Source organism: Streptomyces monomycini (genome assembly GCF_022271435.1).
GTDB lineage: Bacteria > Actinomycetota > Actinomycetes > Streptomycetales > Streptomycetaceae > Streptomyces > Streptomyces monomycini.
Window position 1 is genome coordinate 36,032 of the sequence record NZ_JAFIQY010000017.1, and the last position, 25,695, is coordinate 61,726.

A 25,695-nucleotide genomic window follows, 5' to 3' on the forward strand; every position below is an offset into this window, starting at 1 on the left:
TCACGCCGAGGCCGCCGCCCCGGAGGACGGGTGCCCGCCAAAGGTTCCGGCCACCGCGCAGGGACGGAAACGGGCGAACGCCGTCTCGTGGTGGAACGGCCGGGCCCGGTGCGCCGCGACCGTGTCCCGGTGTCCGGGCCGCCGGTCACCGTAGGCGTACGCCGTCATCGCGCGCAGGCTGCGCCACAGGGAGAAGGGGCCGACGAAGCGCGGTGGCCGGGCCGGCGCGACCGACGCGGTCATAGCCGGGTCGGCGGCGGCCCGGGAGCCGCGGGAGGTGCTGGTCGCGACGAGGTGCGGATCATGCGGGGGCTGGTGGCGACGGCGTCCGGCTGAGCGGCTCGCGGTCGCCGTGGAGCGCGGCGCGCAGCAGGCCCGTCCAGCGGGCCGTCGTCTGCCGCGCGAGGCGGGAGTCCGGCGCGAACATCTCGAAACCGTGCCAGGCCCCCGGTACGTGGTGCAGCGCTACCCGCACCCCGGCGTCCACCAGCCGGCGGGCGTAGGCGAGACCGGTGTCGCGCAGCGGGTCGAGTCCGCAGACGACGACGCAGGCGGCGGGCAGGCCGCGCAGATCGGTGGCGCGGGCCGCGGCCGCGTACGGGTACGCGGCCGCCCCCTCCGGGGCGTAGTGCCGCCAGCCCTGCTGGATGAACGCGCCGTCCGGCAGGCGCGGGTCGCCGTCCGCGGGCGTCGGACCGGTACCCGCCGTGTCGTCCAGGTCGGGTACGACCAGCGACTGGTGGACGAGGGCCGGGCCGCCCCGGTCCCGCGCCATCAGCGCGACGGCGGCGGCGAGCCCGCCCCCGGCGGACTGCCCGCCGACCGCGAGGCGCGCGGCGTCGACACCGAGCGCCGCGGCCTGCCCGGCGGTCCACTCCAGGGCGAGGTGGCAGTCCTCGACCGCCGCCGGGCACGGGTGCTCCGGGGCGAGGCGGTACTCCACCGAGACCACCGCGGCCCGCACCTCGCGGACCAGCTCGATCGCCGTACGGTCCTCACCGGGCGGCGCCTGCCCGAACGTGTAACCGCCACCGTGGAAGTGCAGCACCGCGGGCAGCGGTCCCGGCGCGTCCACCGGCCGGTAGACCTCCACGGCCAGCCGCGAACCGTCCGGCCGCGGCACCGCGAACCGCTCGCTCGCCACCCCGTCGCGGTCCGCGGGGAAGTGGCGGGCGAGGGTGTGCATCCCGGTGCGGGTGCCTTCGATGTCGGCGTACGGGTCGAGAAGCGGAGGCAACTGCTCCAGAACAGGCGCAAGCTCAGGATCGACATGCACAGCAGGCCCTCACTCTCCTCCCTCTCGGGGCGCCCTCGCCGCCCTCCGCCCTCCCGTCTACCCCGCCGCCTCACTTCGCATCGGCGTAACACTCCACCACCGCCGTACTGAACGGAAACCGCACCGGCGTCGCGCCGAACGCCGTGCGCCCCGCCAGCTCGGCGGCCTCCGCGACGGCCGCCGCCACCGTCCCGGCCTCCTCCTCGGGGGCGTGCACGATCACCTCGTCGTGCTGGAAGAAGACCAGCTCCGCCCGGAGCGGCGCCAGCGACCGGCGCAGCGCGGCCAGCATCAGCAGCGCCCAGTCGGCGGCACTGCCCTGCACCACGAAGTTACGGGTGAACCGGCCACGGGCCCGGGCGCCCGCCGTACTGCCGTACGCCGGAACGTCGTCCTCCTGCGGCAGCCCCGCCTCGTCGGGCGGCGCCACGGACGCCGGCGGGCACGTACGCCCCAGCCACGTCCGTACGAGCCGGCCCTCCTCGCCCGCGCGGGCGGCCACGTCCACGTACTCCACCGCGTCCGGATAGCGTCGCCGCAGGTCCGCCATGTGCTTGAGGGCGTCCCCGGACGTCTGGCCGTAAATGGCGCCCAGCAGCCCCAGCTTCGCCTGCGCCCGGTCGCCCCCGAAGGCCCGCGCCGCCAGGTCCGCGTACAGGTCGCGGCCGCTGCCCGCCACCTCCATCAGCCCCCGGTCCCGGGAGACCGCCGCCAGCACCCGCGGCTCCATCTGCTCGGCGTCCGCGACCACCAGCCGCCAGCCCGGATCGGCCACCACGGCCCTGCGGACCACCTTCGGGATCTGGAGGGCGCCGCCGCCGTTGGTCGTCCAGCGGCCCGAGACCGTCCCTCCGGGCAGATACTCAGGGCGGAACCGGCCCTCGTGCACCCACTGCTGCAACCACGCCCAGCCGTGCGCCGTGTGCAGCCGGTACAGGCGCTTGTACTCCAGCAACGGTGCCACCGCCGGGTGCCGGATCTCCTGCAACTCCCACTTACGGGTCGAACGCAGCGCGATCCCGGCTCCGGCGAACGCCTTGACGATCTCACCCGGCAGATCCGGGCGCACCCGTACGCCCTCCCCGAACGCCCGCGAGACCTCCTCCGCCAGCTCCGCCATCCGGCGCGGCTCCAGACCGCCCGGATAGCGCTCGCCGAGCAGCTCGTCCAGCAGCTCCCGGTGCACGTCCGCCCGCCACGGCAGCCCGGCCCGCCGCATCTCCGCGGCCACGAGCGTCCCGGCCGACTCCGCGGCCAGCAGCAGCCGCATCCGGCCCGGGTGCTCGGCCCGCTCCGTACGTTCCAGCTGCCCCGCGTACACCTCCAGCAACGCCGTGAACTCGTCCACCCCCGGCGGCAGCGGCACCGGACCCGGCTCGAACAGCGACGGCTGGGGCTCCGCGCCGCGCACCGGCGGATCGTCGGGCACCGGCAGCCGGTGCCGCCGCGCCCACGCCGCGGCCAGCGACCGCGGCTGGCCCGACTGACCCTCCTCGTGCCCGATCAGCAGCGCCTCGGCCGCCTCGACGTCGTAGCACCGCTCGACACGGACACCTGCCGCGAGCAGCTGCCGGTACGTCTCCGCGGTCGAGCGCCACACCCACCGCTCCGCGTCCGGGCACGCGCGTACGGCCTCCGCCACGCCCGCCGCCCGGACCGGCACCCCCACCGGGCGCCCGGCCGCGTCCACGGCACACGCCGCCACCCGCCCGTCACCCGTTCCCCCGACCACCCACCGCATACGTGTATTTTCCCATTCCGGACTTTTAGTCGGGTTCTTCGCGGGTTCTTCGCGGGCTGCCCGTGGGCTGTTCGTGGACTCCGAAGGCCGGCGTCCGAAGCCCGCCCCGCGCGTCACGTCCCGCAGCGCGCCCCCCTGGCCACCACCCCGTCAGACCGCGACCACCCTCAGCTCCCTCCCCAGACATTTCCCCAGCCTCGCGACCTCCTCCTTCAGCTCCTCCCGCGCCGCTTCCGGGAGAGCGGCACCGTCGAACGCCGATATCTCCAGGGACGACGAGTCCGTCAGCGACCACACCCGACGACCCGGCCCCCGAGCACGACCACCGGGGATGTCCACCCCGTCGCGCGGCTCACCTTCGCGCGGTGGGCGGGCGGGATCAGGCGTGCGTCGAAGGTGCCGGGACCGAGGACGTACTGGTCGAAGCCGGGCAGCAGCCACGCATCGAACACTGCGGGGGTCGCCGGTCCACGCGCGCAGATAGGCGGGGATGGCCAAGGCCGCCGCCTCCTCCGGGGCCGGGACGCCGCGCCGGCCCGGCACCCAGGACCGGGGCGACGTGAACGTCACGTGCTGCCCGCGCGCCGGCCCCTGGCACAGCCGGCCCGTCCACGCCAGCGGCTTCAGCACCGTGCTCCACCCGGACACCAGCTGCTCCCCGAGCCCGTCCAGCCCCTTGCGCGCGAGCACCGCGTCGGTCAGCTCCCGCCGGGTCAGCACCTGCCCGTCCAGGATCTCGTCGACCGCCTCGCCCAGCACCGCCGGCTCCGCCGACGAGGCGACCTGCGCCTGCACCCCCGCCGGCCGCCTGACGATCTCCTCGGCCGACAGGTCCGTACGCGGCAGGAGGCGCTGTCCGCGCAGCCGCCAGGCCGGCACCTGCTCGTGACTCACCCGCACATCCCCGTTCATGTCCCCATTGCACACCACACCACTGACAACGGCCCGTCGCCGCCTCTCCGCTCCGTCCCGTCAAGGCACGCCGTCAACACCGACGTTGGCCGGTTACCTCCCCTACCCGACCCACCCGACTAAGGGGAGAATGCGCGCGCCGACCCAGGTCACGCACCCCGCACCGGCATCCCCGCCCCCGGCGGACAAGACGGCAGTCAAGACGGCAGACAAGGGAGTCGCCCGTATGGCCATCGCGCACCGCGCCATCGGTTCAGGACCGCATCCGGTGATCGTTCTCCACGACTGGTTCGGCACCTCGGCCGGCTGGGGTTCCGTCCTGGACTTCCTGGACCGGACCGCCTTCACGTACGCCTTCCTCGACTGCCGCGGCTACGGCGACCGCAAGTACGTACCGGGCCGCTTCGACCTGCCGGAGATCGCCGGCGACGTGCTGGCCCTCGCCGACCAGCTCGGCTGGGAGCGGTTCTCCCTGGTGGGCCATTCGATGGGCGCCAAGGCGATGCAGCAGGTGCTGGTCCGCGCGCCCCAACGGGTGAACCGGATGCTCGGCCTGGCGCCGGTTCCCGCCGGGGCGTACCCGATGGACGACGCGACGCACGAGCTGTTCTACGGGGCCTCGGCGGACCCGGCCAAGCGGCGCGCCATCATCGACCTGGTCACGGGCCACCGGGCGAGCCCGGTCTGGCTGGACCGCATGGTGCGCCACTCGCTCGACATCTCCCGCGAGGAGGCGCACGCGGCCTATCTGGCCAGCTGGCAGCTGCTCGACCTCTCGGAGGCGGTCGCGGACGCGGCGAAGCGGTACTCCGTCCCCGTACGGGTGATCGTCGGCGCGTACGACCTGGCGCTGACCGCCGATCTGATGCGGGAGACCTGGCAGCGGTGGTATCCGCAGGCCGAGATCGTCACGATCGAGGGGTCGGGGCACTATCCGATGCACGAGACGCCGGTGGCGCTGGCCTCCAGGATGGAGGAGTTCCTCCGCGCCTGAGGCGGCTGAAGCGGCTGAGGCGGCTGGTGTGCCTGACCTAACGGGACACGCCTGATCCGACGGGACACGCCTGATCCGACGGGACACGCCTGATCCGACGGGACACGCCTGATCCGACGGGACACGCCTGATCCGACGGGACACGCCTGATACGCCTGATGCGCCGGTCCGGGGGCCGGGCCTGCCGTCGAACAGGCCCGTGCCCGCATCCTCTGTCAGCATGACTACGTACCGCTCGTAACGCCACAAACCGTGCGCAAGGCGGGCGTACCGCCCGCCACACGCCGTCCCGGCGGGCGCGACGGCCGACGGAGCGAGGTGCGGGCATGCGGGTGGCGCTGGCACAGACGGACTGCGCGCTGGGCGAGGTCGACACGAATCTCGCCACCGCGCGCGAAGAGGTCGAGAAATCCGCCGAACAGGGCGCCGACCTCGTCGTCTTCCCCGAACTGAGCCTGCACGGCTACCACCTGGGCGCCCTGTCCCAAGACGTCTCGGTCGAGGCGCAGGACCCACGGCTGCGCGACCTGAGCCTGCTCGGCCCGGACGTGCTCGTGGGCTTCCACGAGCACACAGTCCTGCGCGCCTACAACACGGCCGCCTACTACGCCGGCGGCACGCTGCTGCACGCGCACCGCAAGCTCTACCTCCCGAACTACCTCTCCTGGGAGGAGCGCAAGCACGTCAGCCCGGGCCAGTCGCTGCGCGCATACGGCCTGACGAAGTCGCCCAGCGGCGGCCGCGGCGCGACGCTGGTCTGCAACGACGCCTGGCAGCCGGTGCTGCCCTGGATCGCGGTGCAGGACGGTGCCGAGGTGCTGTTCGTCCCCACCAACAGCGCCGCCAGCCTCGACCCGGAGGCGATGGACACCGGCTCGTACTGGGACACGCTGCTCTCCTACACGGCGCGGATGCTCCAGTGCTGGATCGTCTTCGTCAACCGCGTGGGCAACGAGCACGGCGCCGCCTTCTGGGGCGGCTCCCGGGTGGTGGACCCGCGCGGCACGGTGGTGGCCCAGGCTCCGAAGTGGGAGACCGCGCTGGTCACGGTGGACATCGACCTGTCCGAGGCCCGCCGCCAGCGCCGCGCCGTCCCCCTGGTCGCGGAGGCCCGCCTCGGCCTCATCGACCGCGAGGTGCGGCGCCTGATCGACGAGGGCGGGGACAGCTGACCCGCGGAAAAGCGGTCGTGTGCTCGAACGGAGGAAAGGTCACCCGAACGCTCGCGTGGCGTCGCCCAAGGCGGCAGTGTCGCTCCGCACGAAGGAGGCCCACCGTGGCACTGACCGTTCCGGACCCCGAACCGTGGGCCGCCGATGAGCGCGCACCCGCATCGGCCGAGGATGCCTTCGAAGCGTTGAGCGCGGCAGCCCCCAAGGGATGGCGCGTGGAGCTGATCGAAGGGGAAATCCACGGGGTACCACCTCCCGTGGGCAGGCACGAAGAGATCGTGTCGGAACTCTCGGGGCAGGTGCGCGATCACCGTAAGGACCTGGGGCGCTACACGAACATCGGACTCTCCGTCCCGGGGGGCTCGTCCACCGGGAAGGTGATCCCCGACCTGGCGGTCGCCCCGAAGGGCAGCTTCGACGACGACATCGGCTTCCACGACCCCTCGCCGGTCATGCTGGTCGTCGAGGTGTTCTCGTCCTCGACGGCGGGGAACGACCGCATCAAGAAGCTGCGCGGGTACGCCCGTGCCGGTATCCCCTGTTACCTGCTGATCGACCGTGCCGCCGACCTCGCCACCCTGTGCGCGGAACCCTCCGGCGACCAGTACCTGAACGTGCGCGAGATCAAGCTGGCAGAGAAGGTCATCTCCCTGCCGGACCCCCTCGATTTCGATCTCGACACCACCCAGTTCTGAGCTGACCGGGCGGCCCGCCCCGAGTTCCGCGAACGGGGCGGGCCGTCCCCTCCCCCCTACCAGCTCGACTTCCGCACCCCCGGCAGGAACCCCGCATGCGCCTGCTCGCGGAGCTTGACCCGGGAGAGGCCGAAGGCGCGGAAGTAGCCGCGCGGGCGGCCGTCGACGCTGTCGCGGTTGCGTACGCGGGTGGCGCTCGCGTCGCGCGGCTGGCGGGCGAGTTCGTGCTGGGCGGCCAGCCGCTCCTGCTCCGGTGTGTGCGGATTGCGGATGACGGACTTCAGCAGGGCCCGCCGGGCGGCGTAGCGGGCCACCGTCGCGCGCCGCTTTTCGTTCTTCGCGATCTTGCTCTTCTTGGCCATCAGACCTTCTCCCCTCGTGCGCGGATGCGGGCGACGGCCGCCTCGATCCCGATCGTGTCCACGGTCTTGATCCCCTTCGCGCTGAGCGTGAGGCGGACGTGCCGGCCCTCGCTCGCCAGCCAGTAGCGCTTGCGCTGGATGTTGGGGTCGAAGCGCCGGGACGTGCGGCGGTGCGAGTGCGAGACGGACTTGCCGAAGCCGGGGCTGCGGCCGGTGAGCTGGCAGTGGGCGGACAAGGTCAGCACCTCCTAATGAAAATGGAAACCATTTCTGTATAGTAGCGCCCATGGCCCGCAACGAACTACGACCCGTGATCAAGCTCCGGTCCACGGCCGGCACCGGCTACACCTACGTCACCCGCAAGAACCGCCGGAACGACCCCGACCGGCTGGTGCTGAAGAAGTACGACCCGGTCGCCGGCCGCCACGTCGACTTCCGAGAGGAGCGCTGAGCAGCGTCATGAAGCCTGGAATCCACCCGCCGTACGGGCCCGTCGTCTTCCGCGACCGGGCCGCCGACTACGCCTTCCTGACCCGGTCGACCGCCACCAGCGACAAGACGGTCGAGTGGGAGGACGGCAACACCTACCCGGTCATCGATGTCGAGATCTCCTCGGCGAGCCACCCCTTCTACACGGGGACGGCGCGGGTGCTGGACACCGCGGGCCGCGTCGAGCGGTTCGAGCGCCGGTACGGGAAGCGCGGGGTCCGCTGATGGGCGGCCCGTCGCGGGAGGACGTCGCCGGCCCCGGAGGCGGCGGCGCGGACCGGCTGTCCGTGGTGATCGTCGGCGGGCTGCACTCGGACGCCCGCCGGACCACCGTGGAGCGGTTGCTGCACGCCGTACCCGGCAGCGTCGCACTCCACCACGATCTCGCCTCCGCCGCTGAAGGAACGGTTCGCCGGACCGTGCGGGACGCCGGCGGGGTGCTCGACACGGGCGAGGCGCCGCTGGTCAACGACTGCGCCTGCTGCGCGCTCCGCGAGGACCTGGTCCCCGAGCTGGAGCGGCTGGCCGCCGGACGCACCTGCCGGCTGGCCGTCGTCGAACTGTGGGACTCCGTGGAGCCCAAGGCCATGGCCGAGGTCGTCACCGCCTGCGGCGGCGAGGCCCTCGCGCTGACCGGCGTGCTCACCGCCGTCGATCCTGCGCTGCTGCTGCCGTACCTGGGCTGCGGCGACGACCTGGCCGAGGCCGGACTCGCCGCGGCCGCCTCCGACCAGCGGACCGTCGCGGACACCTGGGCCCGGCAGCTGGAGTACCCGCCGGTGCTCGCCCTCGTGCCGGGCGAGGAGGAGGGCGACGCCGCCGACCTGGCGCTGCTCGCCCAACTGCACCCGACGGCGCGGCTCGTGGACGTCGACTCCCCGGGCGAGCTGGCCGCGGCGGCCCTCGCCGGGTTCGACGTGGAGGCGGCCGCCGCGCGGCAGCACCCGGCGTGCGCGCTGCTGCCCCAGGAGGCCGACGCGGACGGCGTCGGGACGCTCGTCTGGCACCGTACCCGGCCCTTCCACCCGGCCCGGCTGTACGCGGCGCTGGAGGACCTGACCTGTGTGGCGGCCCGCAGCCGTGGCCGGTTCTGGCTGGCGGACCGGCCGGACACGCTGCTGGCCTGGGACGCGGCGGGCGGCGCCCTGTGCGTCGAGAGCGCCGGGCCGTGGCTGGCCGCGCTGCCGGACGCCGCCTGGGACCTGGTGCCGCCGGTACGCCGCGCCGCGGCCGCCCTGGACTGGCACCCCGAGCACGGGGACCGGGCGCAGCACCTGGTCTTCACCTCGCCGGGGCTGGACCGCGACGGGCTGACGTCGCTGCTGGAGACCTGCCTGCTCACGGACGAGGAGTACGCGGGCGGGCCGGGGGCGTGGAAGCGGCTGGCTCCCGCGTTCGACGAACTCCTCGACCCCGTTCCGTAACGTCCCCTGCCCAGCCCAGCCCAGCCCAGCCCAGCCCAGCCCTGCCCTGCCCCGCTGCCGCCGGCCCTCCGCCCCGGCCCGGCCGCGTCCGATCCGTACCGCCCTCAGGAGCACCGATGCCCCGTCGCCACGACCCCCGCAAGAAGACCGCGCCCCGTCCCAATCCGCTGGACGCGGCGAGGATCACCTACATCGACTACAAGGACACCGACCTGTTGCGGAAGTTCGTCTCGGACCGCGGGAAGATCCGCAGCCGCCGGGTCACCAGGGTGAGCGCGCAGCAGCAGCGGCAGCTGGCCCGCGCTGTCAAGAACGCCCGGGAGATGGCGCTGCTGCCGTACACGTCGAAGTGAGGACGGCGCGGCAGCCCACGGCTGTTTGCCGGGTTGCCGCTGCTTACGGAGAAGCCCGGTCCGTGGCCGGCCTTCCACGACACCGCGCGGTGTTGCGGAAGGCCGGTTCTCTTGTTCCGGGGAACTCTGTCGTCCGCCGATACGTCCCGTGAGCATGGAGTTCGACGAGCTGTGACGGGTGCGCCACGGGCCGTCGTGCACGTGCATCCGACCATGCATCGGCATATGAACGCAGCTATGATCCCCATCAGTTGCAGTTGACACCGGTCTCCGCTGTGCGCACTGCTGCTGACAGACCATCACCGACCGCTCAGCGCGCCACGACCCGTCACCGCTGACCACCGCATCCCCCGGGAGACACCTGTGCCCGACGCATACAACGGCATGGCCGCAACGGATCTCCACGGGGTGACCTGGCAGAAGAGCCGGCACAGCAACTCGCAGGGGTCCTGCGTGGAGTTCGCGCGGCTGCCGGGCGGGGAGATCGCCGTACGCAACTCCCGGTTCCCGGAGGGGCCGGCGCTCGTCTACACGCCGGCCGAGGTCGAGGCGATGATCGCGGGCGTCAAGGACGGCGAGTTCGACCACTTGGTCAGGGACTGACCGGTACGGCCTGAATCGGGAGCGGCCGGTACCCGTACCGGTCGAAACGGTCCGGTCCCGGCCGCGCCGGCGCGCCTGCCCGGACGGTCCCGGCCGTCCGGGCAGGCCGGCGGAGGCTCCGTGGCCCCCGGGCCCCGTGCCCCCGAGGCCCCGGAGCCTCCGCCGCTCACGGCAGCCGGAACTGCGCCCACACGATCTTTCCGTGCGGTGCGCCGGCCAGCGGGTGCCAGCCCCAGCCGTCGCTGAAGGAGTCGACCAGGTACAGGCCGCGTCCCGACTCCGCGCCGGCGTCGGCCGTGGCGGCCTCCGGGGACGCGTCGCTGGAGTCGCGTACCGCGCACACCAGCCGCGACGACCACCGCATCAGATGCAGCCGGGCGGGCGGCGCGTCCGCGTCGGGAAGAGGCTCGTACGCGGCGGGCGCGGGCTCGTGCGGGCCGGGGGCGCCGGCCGCGGAGGCGTGCCGCAGCGCGTTGGTGACCAGTTCGGAGACGACCAGGGCGACGCTGTCGAAGATCTCCTCCAGGTCCCACCGGTGCAGGGTCTCGCCGGTGAACTGCCGCGCGCCGCGCACCGATTCGTAGCGGGGGGCCAGCGAGTAGGACACGGATCCGGAGACAGCCAGGGGGTCGACAGGAGGAAAGCCCTGCCATAACGGCTGGAGCATGGTCAAAACCTTGGTCCCCATGCGAGGCACTCCTGGCGTTCGCGGACGTCAAGACCCCGGCCGGGCAGCCGGATCTGGCGGTCTGGCGGATCTTTCCCGAGCGTGCATGCGTGCGCTGTCCATGGTTCCCAATGCGTACGCCAGATGCAAGGGCAGATGCACGTGCACGCGCCCTGTTTGGGGGCGGCCGTGCCACTTCACGCGTATTTCTTCCTACGTGTTCTTGTGGAGGGCCCGCCCGGACCTCCCGCCTCCGTAACCGGATGAGCACTCAACGAAGCCCGGACGTGGCAGACTGCGGGCCACTGTTGGACGGGGTGGGCCATGGGAGGGTCACAAAGGTGTCCGCAAGCGAATCGAGCGGGTCCGTGGTGCGGCGCATCCTGCTGGGGGCACAGCTCCGCAGGCTGCGTGAATCCCGCGGGATCACCCGCGAGGCGGCCGGCTACTCCATCCGCGCGTCCGAGTCGAAGATCAGCCGGATGGAACTGGGCCGGGTCAGCTTCAAGGCACGGGACGTGGAAGACCTGCTCACGCTGTACGGCGTGAACGATCCGCAGGAGCGCGAGGCGCTGCTGGTGCTGGCCCGCGAGGCCAACGTCGCGGGCTGGTGGCACAGTTACGGCGACGTGCTGCCCGGCTGGTTCCAGACATATGTGGGGCTGGAGGGGGCCGCTTCCCTCATCCGCGCCTACGAGGTGCAGTTCGTGCACGGGCTTCTGCAAACGCAGGAGTACGCGCACGCGGTCGTCCGCCGCGGGATGCCGGGAGCGAGCCCGGCGGAGATCGACCGCCGGGTCGCGCTGCGTCTGGAGCGGCAGAAGCTGCTGCTGGCGGAGCGCCCGCCGGAGTTCCACTGCGTGCTCGACGAGGCGGCGCTGCGCCGACCGTACGGCGACCGGGAGGTGATGCGCGGGCAGCTGCGGCACCTGATCGAACTGTCCGAGCGGCCGAATGTGCGCTTGCAGGTGATGCCGTTCAGCTTCGGCGGGCACGCGGGGGAGAGCGGCGCGTTCACCACGCTCGGCTTCCCGGAGCCCGGCCTGCCCGACGTCGTGTACCTGGAACAGCTGACCAGCGCGCTCTATCTCGACAAGCGCGACGAGGTTGCCCAGTACGCGCGGGTGATGGACCGCCTTCAGGAGGACAGTCCCAATCCGGCCGAGACCAGAGACTTGATACGTGGTCTACTCCAACTGACTTAACTCGTAGGTAGCATGAGTTCCCATCAGGAGTCAGCACCCCCCCGGCCGGGGCGCTGTGACCGGCGCCCTGTCCTCCAGATTGGGATTTCGCATGTCCTACTTCGACGAGTTGGCGTACCAGTACATCGGCGGCGAATGGCGGGCCGGAAGCGGCTCGTGGGACATCGTCGATTTCAATCCCTACGACGGGGAGAAGCTGGCGTCCGTCACCGTGGCCACGGTCGACGAGATCGACCAGGCCTACCGCGCCGCCGAACGCGCACAGGGGGAGTGGGGGGCCACCAACCCGTACACCCGCCGGCTGGTCTTCGAACGCGCCCTGCGGATCATCGACGACCGGGAGCGGGAACTGGGTGCCGCAATCGCCGCCGAGGTCGGCGGCACCCACGCCAAGGTGGCTTTCGAACTCCACCTCGTACGGGAATTCCTGCGCGAGGCGATCCAGTTGTCGCTGCGCGCCGAGGGCCGCATACTGCCGTCCCCGGTGGACGGCAAGGAGAACCGGCTCTACCGGCTCCCGGTCGGTGTCGTGGGCGTCATCAGCCCCTTCAACTTCCCCTTCCTGCTGTCGGTCAAGTCGGTGGCGCCCGCGCTCGCCCTCGGCAACGCCGTGGTCCTCAAGCCCCATCAGAACACCCCGGTCTGCGGCGGCGGCCTGGTCGCCAAGGTCTTCGAGGAGGCCGGGCTGCCCCCGGGCCTGCTGAACGTCGTGGTCACCGACATCGCGGAGATCGGTGACGCGCTCATCGAACACCCGGTGCCGAAGGTGATCTCCTTCACCGGCTCCGAGAAGGTCGGCCGCCATGTCGCGACCGTCGCCGCCTCCCACTTCAAGCGCACGATCCTGGAACTGGGCGGCAACAGCGCGCTGGTCGTCCTTGACGACGCCGACATCGACTACGCGGTGGACGCCGCCGTCTTCAGCCGCTTCGTGCACCAGGGGCAGGTCTGCATGGCCGCCAACCGGGTGCTGGTCGACCGGGCGGTGGAGCAGGAGTTCACCGAGAAGTTCGTCGCCAAGGTCAAGACCCTGAAGGTCGGCGACCCGAGCGACCCGGCCACCCACATCGGCCCGCTGATCAACGAGGGACAGGCGGAGGCCGTCGCCGCGGTGGTGGACCGCGCCGTCGCCGAGGGGGGCACCGCGCTCGTCCACGGCGCCGTGCGCGGCACCCTGGTCGCGCCGACCGTGCTGGCCGGGCTGCCGGAGGACTCCGTGGCGCTCACCCAGGAGATCTTCGGGCCGGTGGTGGCGCTGGTGCCGTTCGACGGTGACGACGAGGCCGTACGGATCACCAACGCCTCGCCGTACGGGCTCAGCGGCGCGGTGCACACCGCCGACATCGAGCGGGGCGTGCGGTTCGCCAAGCGCGTCGAGACCGGGATGATCCACATCAATGACGGCACGGTGCACGACGAGCCGATCGTGCCCTTCGGCGGCGAGAAGGCGTCCGGGCTGGGGCGGCTGAACGGTGACGCGATGGTGGAGGCCTTCACCACCACCAAGTGGATCTCCATCCAGCACGGCCGGTCACGGTTCCCGTTCTAGCCGTGCGCCGCTGGGCCGCTGGGCCGCTGGGCCGCTCCAGCCGTCCCCGCCGCCGGCCCCGCCGGGGGATTTTCCCGGGCGGTGGCCGGTTGAGGACCGTACCTGTCCTCAACGCTTCATAAGTTCTTCGTGTCGGGCCGCGGCACCAGCGCCGCGGCCCCCACGAAAGGCGGACCCCATGCCCACTCACGTTCCGGCCGAAGCCCACGGTGACGAGCGCGGCGCGCTCCTGGCCTTCCTGGAGGCGCAGCGCGGCGGACTGCGCCGGGCCGTGCTCGGCCTCACCGACGAACAGGCCGCGCGGAAGCCGTCCGCCAGCGAACTGTCCCTGTCCGGCCTGATCAAGCATGTCGCGGAGGTCGAGCAGGGCTGGGTGGAGACCGCCCAGGAGAAGCCCCACTCCATCGAGCGGGACATGGACAACTGGCACCTGAGCTTCCAGCTGGAGGGCGAGGAGACCGTCGAGTCGACGCTCGCCTTCTGGGACGAGGTGGCCCGTAGGACCGAGGAGTTCGTCCGCGCGCTGCCCGACCTGAACGCCACCTTCCCGCTGCCCGAGGCGCCCTGGTACCCGCCGAACGCGGTGCAGTCGATGCGCTGGCTCCTGCTGCACCTGATCGAGGAGACCGCCCGGCACGCCGGGCACGCGGACGTGATCCGCGAGTCCCTGGACGGCAAGACGGCCTTCACGCTGGTCGACGAGGAGCGGGCGACGCAGGGCTGATCCGGAGGCTGCGGGCGTGGCCGTGGGCGGTGCCTTCAGCCCTACCCGGCCCGCAGGTCCGCCGCCCGGCGCAGCGCGTCGCGCGCGGACTCCCGGTCAGCGGCGCCGAGTTCGACCGCGTCCGCGCGGTCGAGCCAGGGGACGGCCGCGGGCAAGCCGTCCAACTGGGCAGCCATCTCGGCGCGCAGCAGGAGGAGCCGTACGAGCTGGAGCGGGTCAGGCCCGGCGTCGTCACCCGGCCCGTGCTCCAGGGCCCGGTCGATGATCCGGGCCGCCGCGGCGTGGTCCCCCTTGGACTCGCCGAGCAGCGTGGCCTGGTGGAGGGCCCGCGCGTAGCGCTCCTTCGGGACGGGCGGGTAGTCGAAGCTGTCCCCGATCGGCTGGCCGATCCGTATGCAGTTGCCGCCGGGGTCGGTCATCAGGAACTGCCGCACGCCGTACGCCATGTCCTTCAGCGCCCCGATCCGCGGCAGGCCGCGCGTCGGCACCTTGCCGAACGCGGCCTTCAGGCCCGTCCGGAAGGACGAGTAGAGCCCGTCCACGTCGTCGGTCAGCACGTAGCAGGTGCTGTACGAGGTGGCCGGGTCGTGGGCCTTCATCCCGAAGAACTGCAGCTCGATGCCGCGCAGGCGGACGCCGCAGAACGGGTTCGGGGCGGTCTGGTACGAGGTCACCTCGAACCCGAGGGCCTTGTAGAAGTCGAGGACTTCGTCGATGGAGGGGCACGGGAGGATCGGAATCACAGTCTCGGCCATGCCGGGAGCGTACGGCGCGCCGCAGCAGTAATCAAACTTGAATAGCTGATCGGCTAGGCTGGTGGCAGCGCGAGAGCGAGGGATGCGAGGAGACGATGTCGGCGATCCGGCTGTTGGTTCTGGGGGCCGTGCGCCAGCACGGGCGGGCGCACGGCTACCAGGTGCGCAACGATCTGGAGTACTGGGGCGCCCACGAGTGGTCCAACGCCAAACCGGGGTCGATCTACCACGCGCTCAAGCAGCTGGCCAAGCAGGGACTGATGCGCGCGCACGACATCGCGCCCAGCCCGGCCGGCGGCCCGCCGCGTACGGAGTACGAGCTGACCGAGGCGGGCACGCAGGAGTACTTCGCGCTGTTGCGCGCGTCCCTCTCCCAGCACGACCGCAAGGTCGACGAGCTGAGCGCGGCGATCGGCTTCCTCGTGGACCTGCCGCGCGAGGAGGCCGTGGCCCTGCTGAAGGAGCGGGTGCGGGGCCTGGAGGAGTGGCGGCTCTCGGTCACCGAGTACTACACGCCGGCGGACGGCCCGGAGCAGCTGGGCCACATCGGCGAGATCATGAACATGTGGGTGCACGCGGCGGACGGGGGCGCCGAGTGGACGCGGGGGCTGATCGAGCGGATCGAAGGCGGGGCGTACGTGTTCGCGGGGGAGGGGGAGCCGTTCGTGGGGGTGCTGGCGGAGGGGCAGGTGAATCCGTATGCGACGGGGGAGGCGGATCCGGAGTACGGAGATTGATCAGGCCGGACGCCTCCTGACGAGCGCCTGGAGATCGATCTCCACAGGGTACGGAACGTTCGTCACCAACTTGCCGACGTGGGTGGGCCGCTCCGGGCTCGGAGCGTAGACCCCCGCCTCGTGATGCAGCCAGAACTCGTGCACTACGGGCAGGCCGTCCTCGTCGCGCTCGATACGCCAGTAGGAGCGGATGCCGGCTTCGGCGTACAGGGCCGGCTTGCTGAAGCGGTCGGCGAGGCGCGATCCGTCGGACACGACCTCCACTGCGAGTGCGACCTTCTCCACGGGGATCTGGGCCACCGTGTCGATATCGAGCTCCGACTCGTCGAAGACCACCACGTCGGGCTTGGGGGCGTTGCGTTCATCGATCACGGTGCACTGTTCGACGTTGACGGCGAATGGCTCACGACAGGCGCTCTCCAGCTGGTAATACAGCCGATCCCGTACGCGGTTGTGCCACCACACGGCCATTCCTCGGACCACGACATTCCCATCCAGCAGTTCCCATGCGAACGGCAGCTCCGAATCCTTCACCTGGTCAAACGTCCAGCCGCCCGGCGGCGGGTACATCCAGTTCTCCGGGGTGGCCCGCTCTCCCCGCTCCTGCTCGGCTTCTGCGGCCATTGCTGCTCCCATGCACCGGATCGTGAACGTGTTCGTGGCCTCACGTCCCGAGAACGACCGTAGCGCCACCCGCACGAGTGACGCAGGACGGCGCGCCCTTCAGGGCCCTCAGTGGTGGAACGCGGTGTCCCGCCCCGCCCGTCCCCCCAAAGGTCCGCCCTGCGCCCGAAGTTCCGGAAGCAACCGCTCCAGATCGGCCACGAACAGATCACTCAGATCGTGCGAGAAGCCGTTGCGGCAGACGATCCGCAGGACGGACAGGTCGTCGCGGTCGGGCGGGAAGGTGTACGCCGGGATGAGCCAGCCGCGCTCCCGCATCCGGCGGGACACGTCGAAGACGTCGAAGTTCCGTACGCCGTCGGCCGTGGTGAAGGCGAAGACGGGCAGTTCGTCGCCGCGGGTCAACAGGCGGAAGTCGCCCAGCGCGCCGATCCGGTCGGCGAGCGAGCGGGCCACGTCGCGGGTGGTCTGCTGTACGGCGCGGTAGCCCTCCCGGCCCAGCCGCAGGAACGTGTAGTACTGGGCGACGACCTGGGCTCCGGGCCGGGAGAAGTTGAGGGCGAAGGTGGGCATGTCGCCGCCCAGGTAGTCGACGTGGAAGACCAGTTCCTCCGGCAGGGCCTGCCGGTCGCGCCACAGGGCCCAGCCCACGCCGGGGTAGACGAGCCCGTACTTGTGGCCCGAGGTGTTGACGGAGGCCACGCGCGGCAGCCGGAAGTCCCACACCAGGCCGGGGTCCAGGAAGGGCGCGATCATGCCGCCGGAGGCCGCGTCCACGTGGACGGGGATGTCCAGACCGGTACGTTCCTGGAGGTCGTCAAGGGCCGCGCAGATCTCCGCCACCGGCTCGTACGAACCGTCGAAGGTCGAGCCGAGGACGGCCACGACGCCGATGGTGTTCTCGTCGCAGAGCGCGGCGGCGGACTCGCCGTCCAGGTGGAAGCGGTCGCCGCGCATGGGCACCTGCCGGGCCTCCACCTCCCAGAACGTACAGAACTTCTCCCAGCAGACCTGCACGTTCGCGCCCATGACCAGGTTGGGCCGCGCGCTCGCCGGATAGCGGTCGGCGTTCGCGCGGGACCAGCGGCGTTTGAGGGCCATCCCGGCGAGCATGCACGCCTCGCTGGAGCCGGTCGTCGAGCAGCCGACGGCGGCGGTCGGGTCGGGGGCGTGCCAGAGGTCGGCGAGCATGGCGACGCACCGTTGCTCCAGGTCGGCGGTGCGCGGGTACTCGTCCTTGTCGATCATGTTCTTGTCGCGGCACTCCGCCATCAGGACGTCGGCGTGCGGCTCCATCCAGGTGGTGACGAAAGTGGCCAGATTCAGCCGGGAATTGCCGTCCAGCATCAGTTCGTCGTGCACGAGCTGGTAAGCCGCGCGCGGGGCGGTGGGGCCGTCCGGCAGAGTGTGCCGGGGCGGGGCCGTGGCCATGCCCGCGACCGGGTCGGCCTCGCCGTAGAAGGGGTTGACCGACAGATGCTGCCTGCCGTCCTTGGCGTCTGATCCCTCGTGGAGTGGCATGGTGCGCGCGTACCCTCAGCCGTCCGCGGGAAGCCCTGCCTCCAGGGCGCGGGTGAACTTCACGACATGCCGTTCCCGGGCGCCGGCGGTGGCCCGCGACGCCGGCTCGGCGGCCTTGCGGAGCCGCACCGAGGCGCCGGCCTTCTCGGCGGTTTCCGCGGCGGTCTTGGCACGCCCGGCGACCGTACCGGTCGAGGAGTAGTGGACGACGGCGAGTCGGACGGTGGTGCGTGCGCTGGGCTCGGACATGACGACACCTCCTACGGTGGCGACGATACGTGCATAAGGGGTATTCGGCGCGCCCGCGTACACGCCTGCGTACGCACCCGTACACGCGCCCCCTCCCCGAACCCGCGCCCGCCTCCCGCTTCCGATCGCGGCAGACGCCCGAACGTCAGGCGCCCCGCCCCCTGTCGCGCGGCATGGATGACCCCTCAACAACCGCGCCCCCGGCCCGCATTGCGCAGGTATTGCGCCAACCCGTACGGGAACTTAGTTTTGCCTGACTTATCGCGCGGGACGGGGGACACGGATCCGCCGGACCGCCGTGCCGTCACCCGGCCGCCGGTCCGGCGCGGGAGCGGTGCCCGACGCGACCCGAAGGAGCCGACGTGGAAGCGAACGAGGAACGGGCGACGCCGGCCCGCGAGGCCCGCGCCACCGTCTCCCGGCTGCTGTTCGGGCAGCTGGCCACGTACGCCGTGGGCGCCGCCGCCCGGCTGGGCGTGCTGGACCGCATCGGTGACGGCACCCGTACGGCGGCCGACGTGGCGGCCGCGTGCGGCACCGACCCGCAGGCCACCCTGCGCCTGCTGCGCGCCCTGGCCGCCCTGGACCTGCTCACCGAACACGAGGCGGGCGTCTTCGAGGCCACCGCCGCCGGGGCGCTGCTGCGCCGCGACGCCCCCGACTCGATGGCCACCCTGGCCCGCGTCTTCTGCGAGCCGTTCATGACCCGCGCCCGGGAGCGGGTGGAGGACAGCGTGCGCAGCGGCGCGCCGGCCTTCGACACGATCTTCGGTACGGACTTCTTCAGCCACCTCAAGGGCGAACCGGAGCTGTCGCGGGCGTTCAACACCGCGATGGGCCAGCGCACCCACACCGCCGCCCAGCACGTACCGCCCCACTTCGACTTCGGCCGCTTCACCACCATCGTCGACGTGGGCGGCGGCGACGGCACCCTGCTCGCCGCGATCCTGCGCGCCCACCCCGCGCCGCGCGGCATGATCTACGACAGCGCCGAGGGCCTCGCCCAGGCCCCCGCGAAACTGGCCGCCGCGGGGGTCGCCGACCGCGTGACACTGAAAACCGGCGACTTCTTCGCGTCCGCGCCGCCCGGCGGCGACCTGTACCTCCTCAAGAGCGTCATCCACGACTGGAACGACGAGCGGTGCGCGGGCATCCTGGGCCACATCCGGGCGGTGCTGCCGCCGGACGGCCGACTGCTGATCATCGAGCCGGTCCTCACCGACACGGTACGGCCCGGCGCGACCGCCCTGCCCTACATGAGCGACCTCAACATGCTGGTCACCGTCGGCGGCCGGGAACGCACCCGCGCCGACTTCGAGGATCTGTGCGCCACGGCCGGCTTCAAAATCACCGGCGTCACTCCGCTGCCGACCGCGGATGCGTTGTTCGTGATCGAGGCCGCTGGGATCTGACCGGTACGGAGTCGGTACGGGTACGGACCGGGCGGGGCCCGCCGCACAGGTCACCATGCCGGCTCCGCCCACCCGATTTTTCCGAGCGGACGGTCGGCCACGCCCCAACTGTCTGCGAGAGCTCCGACGATGAGCAGGCCACGGCCTCTTTGGCGGGCTGGTTTACGGGGCTTGTGACGGGGGCGGCGCCGGGGCGCAGCATGTACCTGAATCTGCACTCCGCCCGTGAAAGCGCACATGGTTACGGCTACGGAGCCCCCTGGCTCGGCTCCGTGGCGGCAGGCGTCGGTGACGAGTTCGCTGACGAGAAATTCGACCAGGGCGACCTGTCCTTCGGCGATGCCGGGCACGGATTGCTCGACGACTTGCCGGGCGTACGCGCGAGCCCGCCCGACGCTGCCGGCCGTACCGGGAAACCTTCGCTGCGGGGCGGGAGCGAAAAAGGCACCGAGCGTGGCTACGGAGGTGCCTTGGTCCTGGGTGTTCTCCTTCAGCGGCGCCGAAGTCGCGGCATTCCGGGTGGCCTGCGGCGCTCGACTCGGCCGGGCCGACTGGATCACTGCCGCACACGACGAAGCCGGCGCGGTACTGGCGTCGGGGCATGAGAAGCAGCGGGCGCTTCTCATGCCGGACATCGCTTCCGGGCACTTGGCGTCCGGTCGGATCGACGGGGTCGTGTCGGGGCCCGCACGGATCAGGGTTCTCCCCGTCCCGCGTGACGGTCGGCCCCCGTGGACCGGGCTTACCTTGCCAGCCGTCGCATCAGCCCGAACTCGCCAGTGAAAGCTTCGCCGCGAAGCCCAGGAATGCCGCGCCCGCGCCGGCCGAGAGGCCTGCGGTCAGGCGTTTGCGGCGGCGGAAGGTGGCGGCCAGGTAAGTGCCGCTGAAGATGAGGATCGAGAGGTAGGTGAGGCTGAAGAGCTGGGCCCAGGCGCCGAGGGTGAGGAAGGAGAGGACGGGGTGGGCGTAGGCGGGGTCGACGAACTGGACGAAGAAGGAGATGAAGAAAAGGATCGCCTTGGGGTTGAGGAGGCTGATGACCAGGGCCCGGCGGTACGGGCGTTCGCGGGCTTCCTTGGTGGCGGGGGTTTCGCCGGACGTGGCCTGCTTGCGGAGGGACCTGGCCGTTTCCCGGTTGCGCCACAGGGCCCACGCGCCGCGCAGCATTCCCACCGCCAGCCAGGTGAGATAGCCCGCGCCGGCGAATTTGACGAGGGTGAAGAGGACCGGGCTGGCCTGTAGGAGCGAGGCCACGCCGCCTGCTGACAGGGTCATCAGGACGGTGTCGCCGCACAGTACGCCGGCCGCCGCGCGATAGGCGACGCGCGGGCCGCGGCGGGCGGCCACGGAGACGACGTACAGCGAGTTCGGGCCCGGCAGCAGAATGATGAGCGCGAGGCCCGCCAGGTAGGTCGGAAGATCGGTTATCCCCAGCATGGCGGCAGGATGCCATTCGTGTCCCGTGCGTCCCACAGGTTTCCGGTATACGGACTTGCACCTCACGTGGCGTGAGGATTCATCGTGGAGTGCGTACCGAGAGGGACAAGGGAAGGAGGGCGGGAAGGTGGGTTATTCGGTGGGGCAGGTCGCCGGGTTCGCCGGGGTGACGGTGCGTACGTTGCACCACTACGACGAGATCGGGCTGCTGGTTCCGGGGGAGCGCAGTCACGCGGGGCACCGGCGCTACGGCGACGCCGATCTCGACCGGCTCCAGCAGATCCTGTTCTACCGGGAGCTCGGCTTCCCGCTCGACGAGGTGGCGGCCCTCCTGGACGATCCGGACGCGGACCCGCGGGAGCACCTGCGGCGGCAGCACGCGCTGCTCAGCGCCCGGATCGGCAAGCTCCAGGCGATGGCCGCCGCCGTCGAACACGCGATGGAGGCACGCAAGATGGGCGTCAATCTCACACCCGAGGAGAAGTTCGAGGTGTTCGGGGACTTCGATCCGGACGACTACGCGGACGAGGTGCGCGAGCGCTGGGGGAGCAGCGAGGCGTACCAGGAGTCGCAGCGGCGGACGGCCTCGTACACCAAGGAGGACTGGAAGCGGCTGACGGAGGAGTTCGACGCCGTCCACCGGAAGATGGCCGAGGTGATGGCGGGCGGGCTGCCCGCGGACTCGGCCGAGGCGATGGACGTGGCCGAGGAGCACCGCCGGTTCATCTCGTCCGGCTACTACGACTGCTCGCACGAGATGCACACCTGCCTCGGCGAGATGTACGTCGCGGACGAGCGCTTCACCGCCACCTACGAGGCCATCCGGCCGGGGCTGGCGGTGTACATGCGGGACGCGATGCTGGCCAACGCGGTCCGTATGAGTTGAGTCCGTAGGGGGCCGAGTGCGTATGGCGGTCGAGCCGGACGGGGGCCGGGTCCGTACGGGGCGGGGGAGTGCGTCCCCGGCCCCGCACGGGCGGGGCGGTGTCCGGCGGGGTTCCGAGTGGGCTCAGGCGTTCTTCGGGGTGATCACGACGGCGGTGCCGTACGCGCAGACCTCCGTGCCGACGTCGGCCGCCTCCGTCACGTCGAAGCGGAACATCAGCACCGCGTTCGCGCCGCGCGCCCGCGCCTGTTCCACCAGCCGTTCCATCGCCTGGTTGCGGGTCTCCACGAGCGTCTTGGTCAGGCCTTTCAGCTCGCCGCCGATCATCGACTTCAGCCCGGCCCCGATCTGGCTGCCCAGGTGCCGGGAGCGCACCGTCAGGCCGAAGACCTCGCCGACGACCCGCTGCACCTCGTAGCCGGGGACGTCGTTGGTCGTCACCACCAGCACGTCGGCCTGCGCGGCCTGGCCGCCGCCGAACTCCTCGATGCCCATCGTGTGTCCCGTCCCTCCGTACGGTGAGCCGCCTGGAGGCGGGCTCCTCGCGGGGAGCGTCTCATGGGGGAGCGCCGGGTGGGGGGAATCGGGCGTGTCGGGGAGGGTGGGGGCGGTTGTGTCCGGCCATGGCGGAGACGGAGAGGGCGAGGGGGAGGGAGAGACGCGGCTTTTGTCGCTCGTACGGATGTGGAGGGGCGGGGCCGTACGGAGGCGGCGGAGCCCGCGGCGGGGCGTCCTCGTCCGGCCGTGGCGGGGTCCGGCGCGGGGCGTGCGGGGGCCGCGACGGGCGGCTGGAACCATGGCCCGTCATCCGGCGTTGATAGCTTTGGGCCGCACACTGCGCCTGCATTCCGTCGTACCGCACGATCCGGCGCCCTCGACCCAGGAGCCTTCACCCCGTGAATACTCTCGCGCTCGGCCCCCAGTGGCTGGACCCGGACTACCTGATCGGCACGTTCGGGCTGATCGGCGTGCTGATCATCGTCTTCGCGGAGTCCGGCCTGCTGATCGGCTTCTTCCTGCCGGGCGACTCGCTCCTGTTCACCACCGGCCTGCTGGTGACGACCGACAAGCTGGACAAGCCGCTGTGGCTGGTGTGCCTGCTGATCGTGCTCGCGGCGGTCCTCGGTGACCAGGCCGGCTATCTCTTCGGCCGCAAGGTCGGGCCCTCGCTGTTCAAGCGCCCGGACTCCAAGCTCTTCAAGCAGGAGAACGTGGAGAAGGCGCACGAGTTCTTCGAGAAGCACGGACCGAAGTCGCTGATCCTGGCCCGCTTCGTGCCGATCGTGCGGACCTTCACGCCGATCATCGCGGGCGTGAGCAAGATGAACTACCGCTCGTTCATCACCTTCAACGTCATCGGCGGCACCCTCTGGGGCGCCGGTGTCACCCTCCTCGGCGCCTCGCTGGGCAACATCGAGTTCGTCCACCAGCACATCGAGCTGATCCTCGTCGCGATCGTGCTGATCTCGGTCGTCCCGATCGTCATCGAGTACCTGCGCGCCCGCGGCAAGAACAAGAAGGCCGCCGCCGAGCAGCCGTACGACCCGACGGGCGCCGTCCAGCCGCCCCGCCAGCCGGGCAACGACGGCCGCCGCGGCCGGCACGCCAAGCGCTGAGCGCCGAGCCCGATCGGCGGTACCGCCGGCGGGTGGCGTACGGGACCCTGCGTACGGCGGTGCCGGTGATCCGCAGACAAACGGTCCCGGTGACCGCCGAGCGACGCCTATGGTGCCGCCGGGCCGGGATTCACGGGTTTCCCCTGGGAAGCAGGGGACACTCGCAGCTCATATGAACCTCAGTAAGGGCCCCGCCACGCGCGCCCCTGCCGACCATCAGGCATCGTGTCCTTGACGGTCGGCAGGAGGCGTACGAGGAGCGAAGAGACGTGGCGTCGGACGCACAGCGGGGCCAGCGCGGAACCAACGGCACGAACGGGAAGAACGGCGTGAACGGCGTCAAAGGCGCACACGGCGCCAGCAATGGTACGAACGGCGGAAGCGAGCAGCCCGAGGACCGCAAGCTCCAGTCGGACGAGGCGCGCAGCGCCTTCACCCCGCCGCCCGGCATGCCGTACCCGCAGGTCCCGGAGGAGGAGCACCCCACCTCCGAGTTCGCCCTCCCCGACGGTCTGAAGACGGAGGCGCCGGCCGAGCCGGAAGGCTCCGCCTTCACCCCGCCCGCCGGCACCAGCAGCACCACCGGTCAGCACCAGCTGCCCGACCGGACGCCGGCGGGCTGGCCCGCCTTCACGCCGCCGCACGGCATCCCCGTGATCAGCCTGACCAAGCAGACGCCCTGGCAGGACCGGATGCGCACGATGCTGCGGATGCCGGTCGGCGAGCGGCCGGTCCCCGAGCGGGTGGAGCGCGCCGAGGAGAGCGGTCCCGCGGTGCCGCGCGTCCTGGACCTGACCCTGCGGATCGGCGAGATCCTGCTGGCCGGCGGCGAGGGCGCGGAGGACGTGGAAGCCGCGATGTTCGGCGTCGCACACGCGTACGGGCTGGAGCGCGTCGAGCCGACCGTCACCTTCACGCTGCTGTCGATCTCCTACCAGCCGTCGCTGGTCGACGACCCGGTGACGGCCAGCCGCACGGTACGGCGGCGCGGGGTGGACTACACGCGGCTCTCCGCGGTGTTCCGCCTCGTGGACGACATCACCTCCGACGGCATCACCCTGGAGGAGGCGTACCGCGGCCTGGCCGAGATCCGGCGGAACCGGCACCCCTTCCCGAGCTGGTCGCTGACCATCGCCTCCGGGCTGCTGTCCGGCGCGGCGAGCATGCTGGTCGGCGGCGGGGCGATCGTCTTCATCGCGGCCATGGTCGGCTCGATGCTGGGCGACCGGCTGGCCTGGCTGGCGTCCAGCCGCGGGCTGCCGGAGTTCTACCAGTTCGTGGTCGCCGCCATGCCGCCGGCCGCCATAGGGGTCGCCCTCAGCTTCTCGCACGTCGCCGTGCAGGCGTCCGCGGTGATCACCGGTGGGCTGTTCGCGCTGATCCCGGGGCGGGCGCTGGTGGCCGCCGTGCAGGACGGTCTGACGGGGTACTACATCACCGCGTCGGCCCGCTTGCTGGAGGTCGGCTACCTCATCGTCGGCATCGTCATCGGGGTGCTCGCCGCGCTCTACATCGGGCTCCAGCTCAATCCGGAGTACCTCTACCCGGCCGCCGGGTTCGCGTCGTTCAACGATCCGCCGGTCCAGATCGCGGCCGCGATGATGCTGGCGCTGGCCTTCTGCGTACTGCTCCAGCAGGAACGTCACACCGTGCTGCTCGCCACGCTCAACGGCGGTGTCGCGTGGGTCGTGTACGGGGCGCTCGCCAACGTCAGCGGCATGAACGCGGTGCCCGCCACGGCCATCGCGGCCGGTCTCGTCGGCCTCTTCGGGCAGCTCCTGAGCCGTTACCGGTACGCGTCCGCGCTGCCGTACGTGACCGCCGCGATCGGGCCGCTGCTGCCCGGTAGCGCCACGTACTTCGGGCTGCTCAACTTCGCCCAGGGCGACATCGGCCCCGGCGTCTCGTCCCTGATCAAGGCCGCCTCGCTGGCCCTGGCCATCGCGGTCGGCGTGAACCTCGGCGGCGAGGTGGCCCGCCTCTTCATGAAGGCCCCCGGCGTCACCCAGGAAGAGCCGGGCGAACGGCGCGCCGCGAAGCGGACGCGGGGCTTCTGAGGGGCCGCGGCGCCCGGGGAAGAGGGAACTGCCCGCCACGCCGGCAGCTCCGGCCGTCCGCGGAAAAAGCGCCGGACAGCCAACGCCGGGCACCCAACAAAGCAATTAACTGACGCCGGTCGCGTACGGCCGCTCCACCGCTGAATGGCGTGCGCCGGCGCGGAAATTAACGCATAACTTTACGGCGGGACGCCGTGCTACTTTCGGCCCTCCTGATGACCGGCCCCCACGAGGC

30 protein-coding genes are annotated in these 25,695 nt (G+C 71.6%); 16 read left to right on the forward strand and 14 right to left on the reverse strand.

Annotated elements, in window-relative coordinates:
* From JXZ78_RS20230 to JXZ78_RS41260, 4 genes are all read right to left on the reverse strand, one after another.
* Window positions 1-243 carry a hypothetical protein gene (locus JXZ78_RS20230; RefSeq protein ID WP_208870127.1) on the reverse strand — a complete coding sequence of 81 codons (243 nt, stop codon included), beginning with the start codon at window positions 241-243 and terminating at the stop codon, window positions 1-3.
* A 58-nt stretch (window positions 244-301) separates the two neighbouring features.
* The gene (locus tag JXZ78_RS20235) at window positions 302-1,276 is read right to left on the reverse strand and encodes an alpha/beta hydrolase (RefSeq protein WP_030019262.1); all 975 of its coding nucleotides are present in this window, start codon (window positions 1,274-1,276) and stop codon (window positions 302-304) included.
* 70 nt (window positions 1,277-1,346) lie between these two features.
* A complete protein-coding gene (locus tag JXZ78_RS20240) occupies window positions 1,347-3,017 on the reverse strand; it encodes a bifunctional 3'-5' exonuclease/DNA polymerase (RefSeq protein ID WP_030019261.1) in 1,671 nt (556 codons plus the stop codon).
* A gap of 150 nt (window positions 3,018-3,167) precedes the next feature.
* Window positions 3,168-3,929, reverse strand: a complete 762-nt coding sequence (locus JXZ78_RS41260) for a hypothetical protein (RefSeq protein WP_208870126.1) — start codon at window positions 3,927-3,929, stop codon at window positions 3,168-3,170.
* Window positions 3,930-4,155: 226 nt separating this feature from the next.
* On the opposite strand from JXZ78_RS41260, the gene JXZ78_RS20250 reads away from it, so the two are divergent.
* The 3 genes from JXZ78_RS20250 to JXZ78_RS20260 all read left to right on the forward strand — a co-directional run bounded on the left by JXZ78_RS20250 (window position 4,156) and on the right by JXZ78_RS20260 (window position 6,790).
* Entirely contained in the window at window positions 4,156-4,923 is a 768-nt protein-coding gene (locus JXZ78_RS20250) for an alpha/beta fold hydrolase (RefSeq protein ID WP_030019259.1), read from the forward strand.
* A 326-nt stretch (window positions 4,924-5,249) separates the two neighbouring features.
* Window positions 5,250-6,095, forward strand: coding sequence for a nitrilase-related carbon-nitrogen hydrolase (locus JXZ78_RS20255; RefSeq protein ID WP_030019258.1), 846 nt, complete (start codon window positions 5,250-5,252; stop codon window positions 6,093-6,095).
* Window positions 6,096-6,199: 104 nt separating this feature from the next.
* Window positions 6,200-6,790, forward strand: a complete 591-nt coding sequence (locus JXZ78_RS20260; RefSeq protein WP_030019257.1) for a Uma2 family endonuclease — start codon at window positions 6,200-6,202, stop codon at window positions 6,788-6,790.
* Window positions 6,791-6,846: 56 nt separating this feature from the next.
* Here the strand turns inward: JXZ78_RS20260 and rpsN are convergent, their stop codons facing one another.
* On the reverse strand, window positions 6,847-7,152 hold the full coding sequence (gene rpsN, locus JXZ78_RS20265) for a 30S ribosomal protein S14 (protein ID WP_030019256.1): 306 nt from the start codon (window positions 7,150-7,152) through the stop codon (window positions 6,847-6,849).
* On the reverse strand, window positions 7,152-7,388 hold the full coding sequence (rpmB, locus tag JXZ78_RS20270; protein ID WP_030019255.1) for a 50S ribosomal protein L28: 237 nt from the start codon (window positions 7,386-7,388) through the stop codon (window positions 7,152-7,154). Before rpmB ends, rpsN begins: the two co-directional genes overlap by 1 nt.
* Window positions 7,389-7,438: 50 nt before the next feature.
* Between rpmB and rpmG the strand changes: the two genes are divergently transcribed.
* From rpmG to JXZ78_RS20295, 5 genes are all read left to right on the forward strand, one after another.
* Complete coding sequence (rpmG, locus tag JXZ78_RS20275) at window positions 7,439-7,603, forward strand: 50S ribosomal protein L33 (protein WP_030019254.1); 165 nt, start codon at window positions 7,439-7,441, stop codon at window positions 7,601-7,603.
* An 8-nt stretch (window positions 7,604-7,611) separates the two neighbouring features.
* A complete protein-coding gene (locus tag JXZ78_RS20280; protein WP_030019253.1) occupies window positions 7,612-7,866 on the forward strand; it encodes a type B 50S ribosomal protein L31 in 255 nt (84 codons plus the stop codon).
* Window positions 7,866-9,065 carry a GTP-binding protein gene (locus JXZ78_RS20285; RefSeq protein WP_050502301.1) on the forward strand — a complete coding sequence of 400 codons (1,200 nt, stop codon included), beginning with the start codon at window positions 7,866-7,868 and terminating at the stop codon, window positions 9,063-9,065. The genes JXZ78_RS20280 and JXZ78_RS20285 overlap by 1 nt, the downstream gene beginning before the upstream one ends.
* 116 nt (window positions 9,066-9,181) lie before the next feature.
* A complete protein-coding gene (gene rpsR, locus JXZ78_RS20290; RefSeq protein WP_030019251.1) occupies window positions 9,182-9,418 on the forward strand; it encodes a 30S ribosomal protein S18 in 237 nt (78 codons plus the stop codon).
* 363 nt (window positions 9,419-9,781) lie between these two features.
* Window positions 9,782-10,021: a DUF397 domain-containing protein gene (locus JXZ78_RS20295; protein WP_030019250.1), complete on the forward strand. Its 240-nt coding sequence runs from the start codon at window positions 9,782-9,784 to the stop codon at window positions 10,019-10,021.
* Window positions 10,022-10,187: 166 nt separating this feature from the next.
* On the opposite strand, the gene JXZ78_RS20300 is transcribed toward JXZ78_RS20295, so the two are convergent.
* Window positions 10,188-10,709 (reverse strand): ATP-binding protein, encoded by a 522-nt coding sequence (locus tag JXZ78_RS20300; protein ID WP_030019248.1) that lies wholly within the window; start codon window positions 10,707-10,709, stop codon window positions 10,188-10,190.
* Between the two features lie 320 nt (window positions 10,710-11,029).
* Here JXZ78_RS20300 and JXZ78_RS20305 point away from each other — a divergent pair, with 320 nt between their 5' ends.
* The 3 genes from JXZ78_RS20305 (at window position 11,030) to JXZ78_RS20315 (ending at window position 14,166) form a co-directional block, all read left to right on the forward strand.
* Complete coding sequence (locus JXZ78_RS20305; protein WP_033037403.1) at window positions 11,030-11,893, forward strand: Sco1979 family transcriptional regulator; 864 nt, start codon at window positions 11,030-11,032, stop codon at window positions 11,891-11,893.
* Window positions 11,894-11,984: 91 nt separating this feature from the next.
* Window positions 11,985-13,442: an aldehyde dehydrogenase family protein gene (locus JXZ78_RS20310; RefSeq protein ID WP_030019246.1), complete on the forward strand. Its 1,458-nt coding sequence runs from the start codon at window positions 11,985-11,987 to the stop codon at window positions 13,440-13,442.
* A 178-nt stretch (window positions 13,443-13,620) separates the two neighbouring features.
* The gene (locus JXZ78_RS20315) at window positions 13,621-14,166 is read left to right on the forward strand and encodes a DinB family protein (RefSeq protein ID WP_030019245.1); all 546 of its coding nucleotides are present in this window, start codon (window positions 13,621-13,623) and stop codon (window positions 14,164-14,166) included.
* 41 nt (window positions 14,167-14,207) lie between these two features.
* On the opposite strand, the gene JXZ78_RS20320 is transcribed toward JXZ78_RS20315, so the two are convergent.
* The gene (locus JXZ78_RS20320; RefSeq protein ID WP_030019244.1) at window positions 14,208-14,921 is read right to left on the reverse strand and encodes a bleomycin resistance protein; all 714 of its coding nucleotides are present in this window, start codon (window positions 14,919-14,921) and stop codon (window positions 14,208-14,210) included.
* Window positions 14,922-15,016: 95 nt separating this feature from the next.
* Between JXZ78_RS20320 and JXZ78_RS20325 the strand changes: the two genes are divergently transcribed.
* Window positions 15,017-15,658: a PadR family transcriptional regulator gene (locus tag JXZ78_RS20325; protein WP_030019243.1), complete on the forward strand. Its 642-nt coding sequence runs from the start codon at window positions 15,017-15,019 to the stop codon at window positions 15,656-15,658.
* Here JXZ78_RS20325 and JXZ78_RS20330 read toward each other — a convergent pair whose 3' ends face one another.
* From JXZ78_RS20330 to JXZ78_RS20340, 3 genes are all read right to left on the reverse strand, one after another.
* Window positions 15,659-16,282: a Uma2 family endonuclease gene (locus JXZ78_RS20330; RefSeq protein WP_030019242.1), complete on the reverse strand. Its 624-nt coding sequence runs from the start codon at window positions 16,280-16,282 to the stop codon at window positions 15,659-15,661.
* Window positions 16,283-16,390: 108 nt separating this feature from the next.
* Window positions 16,391-17,803, reverse strand: coding sequence for a glutamate decarboxylase (gene gad, locus JXZ78_RS20335; protein ID WP_030019241.1), 1,413 nt, complete (start codon window positions 17,801-17,803; stop codon window positions 16,391-16,393).
* A gap of 15 nt (window positions 17,804-17,818) precedes the next feature.
* Window positions 17,819-18,052 carry a hypothetical protein gene (locus tag JXZ78_RS20340; protein WP_030019240.1) on the reverse strand — a complete coding sequence of 78 codons (234 nt, stop codon included), beginning with the start codon at window positions 18,050-18,052 and terminating at the stop codon, window positions 17,819-17,821.
* 362 nt (window positions 18,053-18,414) lie between these two features.
* Here JXZ78_RS20340 and JXZ78_RS20345 point away from each other — a divergent pair, with 362 nt between their 5' ends.
* On the forward strand, window positions 18,415-19,464 hold the full coding sequence (locus JXZ78_RS20345) for a methyltransferase (RefSeq protein WP_030019239.1): 1,050 nt from the start codon (window positions 18,415-18,417) through the stop codon (window positions 19,462-19,464).
* A 50-nt stretch (window positions 19,465-19,514) separates the two neighbouring features.
* Here JXZ78_RS20345 and JXZ78_RS20350 read toward each other — a convergent pair whose 3' ends face one another.
* Both JXZ78_RS20350 and leuE read right to left on the reverse strand, forming a co-directional pair.
* Window positions 19,515-20,099 (reverse strand): ATP-binding protein, encoded by a 585-nt coding sequence (locus JXZ78_RS20350; RefSeq protein ID WP_308281051.1) that lies wholly within the window; start codon window positions 20,097-20,099, stop codon window positions 19,515-19,517.
* 127 nt (window positions 20,100-20,226) lie between these two features.
* Window positions 20,227-20,901 (reverse strand): leucine efflux protein LeuE, encoded by a 675-nt coding sequence (gene leuE, locus JXZ78_RS20355; RefSeq protein ID WP_030019238.1) that lies wholly within the window; start codon window positions 20,899-20,901, stop codon window positions 20,227-20,229.
* 127 nt (window positions 20,902-21,028) lie between these two features.
* Here leuE and JXZ78_RS20360 point away from each other — a divergent pair, with 127 nt between their 5' ends.
* Window positions 21,029-21,787: a MerR family transcriptional regulator gene (locus JXZ78_RS20360; protein ID WP_030019237.1), complete on the forward strand. Its 759-nt coding sequence runs from the start codon at window positions 21,029-21,031 to the stop codon at window positions 21,785-21,787.
* 123 nt (window positions 21,788-21,910) lie between these two features.
* Here JXZ78_RS20360 and JXZ78_RS20365 read toward each other — a convergent pair whose 3' ends face one another.
* Window positions 21,911-22,282, reverse strand: coding sequence for a YbjQ family protein (locus tag JXZ78_RS20365; RefSeq protein WP_030019236.1), 372 nt, complete (start codon window positions 22,280-22,282; stop codon window positions 21,911-21,913).
* A 401-nt stretch (window positions 22,283-22,683) separates the two neighbouring features.
* Between JXZ78_RS20365 and JXZ78_RS20370 the strand changes: the two genes are divergently transcribed.
* The gene (locus JXZ78_RS20370; protein WP_030019235.1) at window positions 22,684-23,403 is read left to right on the forward strand and encodes a DedA family protein; all 720 of its coding nucleotides are present in this window, start codon (window positions 22,684-22,686) and stop codon (window positions 23,401-23,403) included.
* Between the two features lie 269 nt (window positions 23,404-23,672).
* Entirely contained in the window at window positions 23,673-25,460 is a 1,788-nt protein-coding gene (locus tag JXZ78_RS20375; protein ID WP_030019234.1) for a threonine/serine exporter family protein, read from the forward strand.
* Window positions 25,461-25,695 lie beyond the last annotated feature (235 nt).